The organism is Nitrospirota bacterium (genome assembly GCA_030645475.1).
Classification (GTDB): domain Bacteria; phylum Nitrospirota; class Nitrospiria; order Nitrospirales; family Nitrospiraceae; genus Palsa-1315.
On the sequence record JAUSMA010000001.1, the window covers coordinates 1 to 7,965 of the forward strand.

At 59.6% G+C, this 7,965-nt stretch carries 9 protein-coding genes; 2 read left to right on the forward strand and 7 right to left on the reverse strand.

The window, feature by feature from the left end:
* Positions 1-168: 168 nt before the first annotated feature.
* The 7 genes from tpx to Q7U76_00035 form a co-directional block, all read right to left on the reverse strand.
* Positions 169-828 carry a thiol peroxidase gene (gene tpx / locus Q7U76_00005; GenBank protein ID MDO8354762.1) on the reverse strand — a complete coding sequence of 220 codons (660 nt, stop codon included), beginning with the start codon at positions 826-828 and terminating at the stop codon, positions 169-171.
* A gap of 56 nt (positions 829-884) precedes the next feature.
* The gene (locus Q7U76_00010; protein ID MDO8354763.1) at positions 885-1,676 is read right to left on the reverse strand and encodes an alpha/beta fold hydrolase; all 792 of its coding nucleotides are present in this window, start codon (positions 1,674-1,676) and stop codon (positions 885-887) included.
* Between the two features lie 175 nt (positions 1,677-1,851).
* Positions 1,852-3,804: a sodium-extruding oxaloacetate decarboxylase subunit alpha gene (gene oadA / locus Q7U76_00015; protein ID MDO8354764.1), complete on the reverse strand. Its 1,953-nt coding sequence runs from the start codon at positions 3,802-3,804 to the stop codon at positions 1,852-1,854.
* 55 nt (positions 3,805-3,859) lie between these two features.
* Positions 3,860-5,278, reverse strand: coding sequence for an acetyl-CoA carboxylase biotin carboxylase subunit (gene accC, locus Q7U76_00020; protein ID MDO8354765.1), 1,419 nt, complete (start codon positions 5,276-5,278; stop codon positions 3,860-3,862).
* Positions 5,279-5,458: 180 nt separating this feature from the next.
* Positions 5,459-5,917, reverse strand: a complete 459-nt coding sequence (locus Q7U76_00025; protein MDO8354766.1) for an IPT/TIG domain-containing protein — start codon at positions 5,915-5,917, stop codon at positions 5,459-5,461.
* Between the two features lie 32 nt (positions 5,918-5,949).
* Positions 5,950-6,771 carry a substrate-binding domain-containing protein gene (locus Q7U76_00030; GenBank protein ID MDO8354767.1) on the reverse strand — a complete coding sequence of 274 codons (822 nt, stop codon included), beginning with the start codon at positions 6,769-6,771 and terminating at the stop codon, positions 5,950-5,952.
* Positions 6,772-6,844: 73 nt separating this feature from the next.
* The gene (locus Q7U76_00035) at positions 6,845-7,153 is read right to left on the reverse strand and encodes a zinc ribbon domain-containing protein (protein MDO8354768.1); all 309 of its coding nucleotides are present in this window, start codon (positions 7,151-7,153) and stop codon (positions 6,845-6,847) included.
* A 128-nt stretch (positions 7,154-7,281) separates the two neighbouring features.
* On the opposite strand from Q7U76_00035, the gene Q7U76_00040 reads away from it, so the two are divergent.
* The gene (locus Q7U76_00040; protein ID MDO8354769.1) at positions 7,282-7,458 is read left to right on the forward strand and encodes a hypothetical protein; all 177 of its coding nucleotides are present in this window, start codon (positions 7,282-7,284) and stop codon (positions 7,456-7,458) included.
* Between the two features lie 129 nt (positions 7,459-7,587).
* On the forward strand, positions 7,588-7,797 hold the full coding sequence (locus Q7U76_00045; protein MDO8354770.1) for a hypothetical protein: 210 nt from the start codon (positions 7,588-7,590) through the stop codon (positions 7,795-7,797).
* The last annotated feature ends 168 nt before the right edge of the window (positions 7,798-7,965 follow it).

Below are 7,965 nucleotides of genomic sequence, written 5' to 3' on the forward strand. Positions count from 1 at the left end.
CAGCAAGGCCGCAGCGAGTGAAGGGCCGAGGCGTACCCTCTGGGGCGCACGGTGCGACGAGTAAGGAGCACCACGTCTGTGCGCGCCGCCGAGTGGTGAGGCGGCCGGGTCCCCGTTGAGGGTCTGAACGATGCGAGAACGACGCTGGCGGACTGTTTCAGCATCCTGCTAATTGGCCGTGATCAATGACTTAGCCACCGCGAACGCTTCATTCATGTCCGGCAGCTGCGCCAGCTCGGGCGTGATTTGCAAATACCTCACGTGGTTGTGGGCGTCGATGACCATGACGGTACGCGCCAGGATGTGGGGGTCCTTGAGGAGGAGTCCGTAGGTCTTTCCGAATTCGGCGCCTCGATAATCGGAGAGGAACGTCACGTTGGTGATATGGGCCTCTTCCGCGAATCGCTTTTGGGCGAAGGGCGTATCGATGCTGACGGTGATCAGCTCGATGAGCTTGTCCAACCCTTTATTCTTCTCGCTCAGAAAATGGGTTTGTTGCTCGCAGACTTTCGTGTCCAGCGACGGCACGACGCTGATGATCCGGACCTTGCCCTTGCCCTTGGTCTCGGCGATGTTGACCTGCGAGAGATCCGTCTGTGTCAGTTTGACCTCTCGGAGAGGATCGCCGACTTTAATGCCGGTTCCCGAGAGAACCAGGGGGCTTCCCTTGAAGAGGACGGTATGGCCTTCACCCGCCATGGTGCTGCCATCTGCGACGGTGAGGTTCTTATAGAGAAAACTGGTCCCGGTTCCGGTACTTCCGCATCCGGTAAGCCCGATCGTCAGGCAGATTGTGGCGCCGATGATTGTTCGAAATGCCGTCCTCATCATATTCTCCTTGTAAGACAACCGTACGCATTGTCGCGCGAGTCCTGTGGCCTATGCTAGGGATTCATAAAGTCCAGGAGTGCCTTGTTCACGACCTCAGGCTGTTCCCACTGAGGGATGTGGCCTGCTTGAGGAATTGTCACGAACGTCGAGCCGGTAATCGCTCGATGGAGTTGGTCGCCGGCCGGGAGGGGAAAGACGCGATCTTCCTCGCCCCATACAATCAGCGTACGGTGGGTGATGGTTCCGATGCGCGGCGCGAAGTGCTGTTCCCACAGCGGGAGGTTGGTGCCGATGGTGAGGAGGGCCCGGAAGAGTCCTGGCTGCTGGCGATTGTGGTTGGAGCGGTCCAGGACGGCTTGAGTCAACAGGGCCGGATCGTAGACGAATTCACGCAGCGTGGATTCGAGCATCAGGCTTCCAAAGAGCCAATTGCCGAACGAGACCAGCCAGGATGGGGTGCTGGTCGTCAAGGCGCGACGAAGCGAGGGGCTGGCCAGGTGTTCCATGACATGAGCCGGGAGTCCATCGATCAGGATGAGCTGTGAGACGCGTGTCGGGTGGTTGAGGGCAAGCCCGATGGCGAGTCCGGCTCCCATGGAGTTTCCCACCACGCTGGCCTGAGAAATGTTGAGCGCATCCATAAAGCCCACGAGAAATGCCAGCAGTTGATCCGGCCGGTATTCGATATCGGGTTTGTCCGACAGCCCTGCGCCGACCAGGTCGGGAGTAATCACGCGGAAATGGGCGGAGAGCGCAGCTTGTTGATGTTCCCACTGCCACATCGAGCCCCCGAATCCATGGAGGAGCAGGATGGGCGGCCCCTGTCCCACGTCGAGGTACGCCATGCGTTGACCCTGGACCGTGACGCTGTTGACGGGGAGTCGCCCAAGGGCGTCGAACCACTGAGGCAAGGAAGACGGTGACGTGCAAGCAGTCAGCATGAGCGACAGGCCTACGAGCGAAGTGCGCACCCAGGTACGAGCGCTGTGAGGTGGTGGCGCCGGGCTGTTGTGAAGGGCGCTATTCCAGCTGGATGACTGTTTCATCCGTCTTCACGTTGTCGCCTTCTACGACCAGAATGGCGGTGACGGTCCCGTCGATCGGCGCAGGGACCTGACTCTCCATCTTCATGGCCTCGATGATCAGCAGGGGATCACCGGCCTTCACCTCGGCATTCATCGGCACAAGTATTTTGACGACGCGACCCGGCATCGGAGGGGCGACGTCCCCCGGCTTGGACGGTCTGGGCCGTTTGCGTTTGGCGCCGGTGCCGCTGTCTGGAGCCTCCGGTACGCCGGCCAGGATCTCCTGAATCGGCTCCAGCGAGACCTCTTCGAGTTTGTCGTTCACGCGGATGTAGTAGGGTTTGCGCCCGTCGACCTTCCTCCCGGAACCGGACACCTTCACATGGTAGGTTTCGCCGTGGACCGTGACGTTGAATTCGGCGGGGGCCAAATGGAGTTCGGTGGCTGTCGCCGGGCCACTGGGCGAGAAACTTTCGAGGGGCGCCAGCGTCAGGTCCCCCTTCTCGCGCGCATCGAAGAAGTCCCGTGCGATGGCGGGGAACAGCGTGAACGAGAGCTGGTCTTCCATCGTGGTGGCCGACGCCGGCAGATCTTTTTTGATGGCTTCGAGTTCAGGCTCCAGCCGATCGGCCGGCCTGGTCTTGATGGGTTGGTCGTCCCCGATCGCCCGGGCCATGATGTCGTGATCGAGCGGTCCCGGTGCCCTGCCGTACAGTCCGAGGAAGTAGTTTTTGGTTTCCGTGGTGATGACTTTGTATCGTTCGCCCGTCAGCACGTTCAGCGTGGCTTGGGTGCCGACGATCTGACTCGTGGGGGTGACGAGTGGGGGATACCCCATGTCTTTTCTGACGCGCGGCACTTCATCCAGGACTTCTTTCATCCGATCGAGCGCGTTCTGCTCGGTCAGTTGGGCGGCGAGATTCGAGAGCATGCCGCCGGGAATCTGCGACGTGAGAATCTCGGCATCGACCCCGGTGAATTCGCTTTCGAACTGACGATACTTTCTCCGAACGGTGCGGAAATGTTCGGTGATCGGGAGGAACGAGGCGAGGTCCAGCCCCGTGTCATACGGAGTGTTCTTCAGCGAGGCGACCACGGTTTCCGTCGCCGGATGTGATGTCCCGCCGGCCAACGGCGACATGGCGGTATCGAGCATGTCCAGCCCGCCGAGGATGGCCATCAATGAGGTCATTGAGGCCATTCCCGAGGTGTAATGCGAATGGAGATGGATTGGAACCTTCACGGCTGCCTTGATCCGGCGAATGAGGTGATAGGCGTCGAGCGGGGCCAGGAGGCCGGCCATGTCTTTGATGCAGAGGGTGTCGGTTCCGAGGTCCTCCAGCCGTTTCGCCATGTCGACAAAACGGTCCACGCTGTGGACGGGACTGACGGTGTAGCTGATGGCGGCTTCGACATGTTTGCCGCAGGCCTTCACTTCTCGCATGGCCCGCTCGAGGTTGCGGATATCGTTCAGCGCGTCGAAGATGCGGAAGACGTCGATCCCGTTTGCGGCGGATCGTTCGATGAACCGTTCCAGCACATCGTCGGCATAGTGCCGATATCCGACCAGGTTCTGCCCGCGGAGCAGCATTTGAAGCTTCGTGTTGGGCATGGCGGCGCGCAGCGCGCGGAGCCGTTCCCATGGATCCTCCTTGAGGAAGCGCAGGCAGGTATCGAAGGTGGCGCCACCCCAGACTTCGAGGGACCAATAGCCGATGGCGTCGAGCTTTTGGGCGATGGGTAGCATGTCCTCGGTCCGCATCCGCGTGGCCAAGAGCGATTGATGGCCGTCGCGCAAGGCGACATCGGTAATCAGGATGGGCTTGCCGGTTGCCGGTTGGATGGTCAGCTCGGGGCTGACCTTGGCACGGGTTTTTGACGTCCGGACGGCTGGTGCTGCCGCTCGTTTCTTGGGGGCCTGTTTTTTTGTAGGTCGTCGTGTCGCCATGATGTTCTAATCTGCCGGTTAACTCGTTATCGGTGGTTGATCGGCGGCTGTGGGGTCACAGCCCTTCGTAGGCGGCGATGGCAGCGGAGAGCGCCAACACCAGGTCCTCCGGTTGTTCGAAATCGTGGTAGTTGAACAGGTCCGGATGCGTCTCGAGATAGGACGTGTCGAAACGACCCGCCATGAAATCCGGCTCTTGCATAATTTCTTTCATGAAGGGGATCGTGGTCTTCACCCCGCGCAGGACATATTCTTCGAGCGACCGTCTCATCCGGCTGACGGTTTCTTCCCAGGTACGGCCGCGGACGGTGAGTTTGGCCAAGAGGGCGTCGTAGTAGGGCGGCACCGTATAGTCTTTGTAGACCGCTCCGTCGATGCGTACCCCGATCCCGCCCGGCGAGAGATAGGCGGTGATGGTGCCCGTGCAAGGCATAAAGTTGTTCTTGGGATCTTCGGCATTGATGCGGCACTGGATGGAATGGCCTTGGAGCGTGACTTCCTGCTGCGTGATCTCCAGAGGCAGGCCCGCGGCAATGGCGATTTGATTGCGCACGATGTCGATCGCGGTGATCTGCTCGGTCACCGTATGTTCGACTTGGAGGCGAGGGTTCATCTCCATGAAGTAATAATGGCCGTTCTGGTCGAGCAGGAACTCAACCGTGCCGGCATTGTCATAATCGACCGCCTTGGCGATGGTAATGGCCGCTGCACCCATTTCGGCGCGCAGCTTCGGCGTCAGGATCAACGAGGGGGCGATTTCGATGAGCTTTTGATGCCGCCGTTGGATCGAGCAATCGCGCTCGCCCAGGTGGATCATGTTGCCGTGTTTGTCGGCCAGGATCTGGAATTCGATGTGATGCGGTCGTTCGATATACTTTTCGAGGAAGACGCTGCCATCGCCGAACGACGCTTGTGCTTCCCGAGAGGCCACCGCCATGTTCTCACGGAGTTCGGCGTCGGACCGGACTACCCGGAGGCCGCGTCCTCCTCCACCTGCACTGGCTTTAATGATGACGGGATACCCAGTGGCTTTGGCAAACGATAGGGCTTCGTTGACGTCGGTGACGCCGCCTTCGGTGCCGGGGACGATGGGAACGCCCACTCGCTTGGCGAGGTCGCGGGCGTTGACCTTACTCCCCATTAAGTCGATGGCTTGCGGCGATGGGCCGATGAAGGTAATGCCGGAGGTTTGGCACAGTTGCGCAAATTTCGAGTTTTCCGAGAGGAATCCGTAGCCTGGATGGATGGCGTCGGCGCCGATCCGTTGGGCCAGACTGACGATTTGTTGGCTATCCAGGAAGCCTTTGACCGGTCCCGGGCCGACCATGTAGGCCTCGTCTGCCTTTTTGACGTAGATCCCGGTCGAATCGGCTTCGGAGTAGATGGCGGCGGTGGCGATGTTCAATTCGCGGCAGGCGCGAATAATCCGCATGGCGATTTCGCCGCGATTGGCCACCAAAATCTTCTTGAACATACCAGTCCCCGTCTCCTCAGATCGCGCGTGAATCGCGAGGGTTCTCAGGCGAAAATGAGCGCGTAAGCTAGCATAAGATCAAGAGTCTTGTCGAGGGAACGAAGGCTGAAATGGGCCTGATCGAGGGGACCCGAGGCGCGGCACAGTGCCGCGCCTCGGGTGGAGATCGTCGGCTTCCGGTTACTTGGCTTGAACTAAAAAGCCCTTTGACCTGGCGTTGCCGCCGCCGGCGACCACATCGATGAACGACATGCCGGCCCGGACGTCAGGAACGGTCGCTTCGATGGTCGTTTCGTTGACGAAGGTATAGTCGATTTTGGCAGGCCCCGCCGCGCTGAAGGCCACCCCGTGGAAACATTCTTTGGCCCCGAAATTCTCGCCTTTGATCGTGACTTTCTGGCCAGGTTTGGCTTCATCCGGTTCAACCTTGAAGATCTTTGGCCGCTTGCTCCGGTCGCAGACCGGGTCCCGTTCGACCTTTGCGGCATCGGACCCCTTGATTGATTCAGTCCCGTAGAGGGTGAAGCCCGCGCCGTCCACCATGGCCCCCGGCTCTTCCGCATAGGAGAGAGGAAGCGGTGTTGCCATACTTCCGATGAGCCCCAGTAGCATGAAGACCGATGATCGCCACATGTGCATAGGTGCCTCCTTCAATGAACGACGGTTCAGGACTATTTCTCTTTGAGCGGAATGTATGTGTCGGCAATGAGTTCTTGACCGGCTTGGGACAGCACGAACTGCGTGAAGGCCTCAGCCAGGGGATTCGGTTCCTTCTTGGACAGGAGGAGGATCGGGCGTCGGAAGGGATAGCGGCCGTCTTTCACGGTGGGGACCTCCGGCTCGATCTTATCGATGGGCAAGAGTTTGACGGCGACGCCGCCTGAGACGGCAGTCAGGGCCTGATTCAACGAGAGATAGGTGATGGCAGACAGTGGGGGTAATGTTCCTACGACGGTTTTGACGACCTGCTCATCGGAGCCGATGACTTTGGCGCTATTGGTGATCTTTCCCGTCACGCCAAGCTGAGCCTCAAACGCATCGCGGATATTTTGATTGCGAGGCCGGTCGATGACCAGTATTTTTGTATCGAGGCCGCCCAACTCTGACCACATCGTGATCTTGCCGGAGAAGATGTCGGCGATCTGTTGTTTCGTCACATCTTTTGTCACATTGGAGAGGTGCACGAGGATGCCGATTCCATCCCAGGCGATGACGGTCGCCGAGAGATCCGGCGTTTCAGTCCCGGTCACGGCGATGTGCACCTGGCCGGCTTTAACCAGCTCAACCGGCTTCGAGCTGGCCTCCCAAACGACATCGAGATAGGCGCGGGGGTTGGCTTTTTCAAAGGCGCGGGCCAGGGCTTCAATAGTCGTGAGCTCCGGTCCGTTGCCCGCAATGATCAGGTTTCCGGTCACCTCCGCCAGCGCGCTGGTGGCCATGTTCCAGCTGAATAGCAGGCCGAGGCTTAGCGAGAGTACCTGTCTCGCAATCATGGGATCTCCATTGGGTTTGGGTGGCTATCGGGATGAGGATGCTGTGCGTGCACATGCCGATCCACGGTCTGGTTCAGTTCTCCGTGATGCCGCCGCTTGCGGGGTCTGGTGGTCCGCCAGTCTCGGGGGCGGCGCGTTTTCCCATCAGCGGTGGTAGCTTGGCGAATTTGTCCATCCGCTCGTCCAGCATGTTGTAGGCTTTTTGTTCAGCAAAGCCGGTTTTGTGGGTCCCTTTGACCACTGTCGTGCTGGCGGACATCAATCGTGTCGCCTCCTGGGCCTGACAGTGCGGGCAGATCGTGTCTTCCGGTCTGACATGGACGGATTGGGTCGCGTCAAACTGCTTTTCGCATTTTCCACAACGATATTCGTAGATCGGCATCGTGCGTATCCTTCATGCTGGATTTTCTCGGGACAGAGTGCGAATCCGCTCTTGACCGGCCCGTGAACTTTGCCTTATTGTACACACCTTGCTGAGGTGACTTCTAGTGGCTTACGAGGAGGATTTCGATGCCCCTGTTGATTCGGAAATACAAGAGTACCGGTGGAATGATGCAAGAAGAGCGGATCGATGACGAGGATCGGATCGAGCGCTACATGAGGCTCTTCGACAAGGACGACATCAAGAAACTTGAGACCGGCGTCAAGGTCTTCATTGAGAAAGATGAGTGGCAGCTCCTGCCGTAGGTTGTCTCAACCGCCGACGAGCCTCTCTCGTCGGTCGAAGTGGAATCTGATCGCAGGTCGTGAGCGCGGACGAGCCCTGAGTCGTAACCCAAGGGCCGTGTCTCGGTCTGTCTGTGAAGGGCTGTTCCTATGATCTATTGGATTCACATCGCCCGCTCAATCGACCGGGTTACGCTCCACAAGGATCGTTGTGCCGAAGTGCCCTCGTCGACGATCGGCTCCTCCAGCGATTTTTGGGAGGGCGGCTGGTTCGACTATCCTGACAAGGAGCGAGCGCTCGCGGCGATGGAGCAGGCCGGGACGACGGATCAGCGGCGCTGCGCCCTGTGCAAAGCGTAGCGGGATGCTGAAACAGTCCGCCAGCGGCGTTCTCGCATCGTTCAGACCCTCAACGGGGACCCGGCCGCCTCACCACTCGGCGGCGCGCACAGACGTGGTGCTCCTTACTCGTCGCACCGTGCGCCCCAGAGGGTACGCCTCGGCCCTTCACTCGCTGCGGCCTTGCTG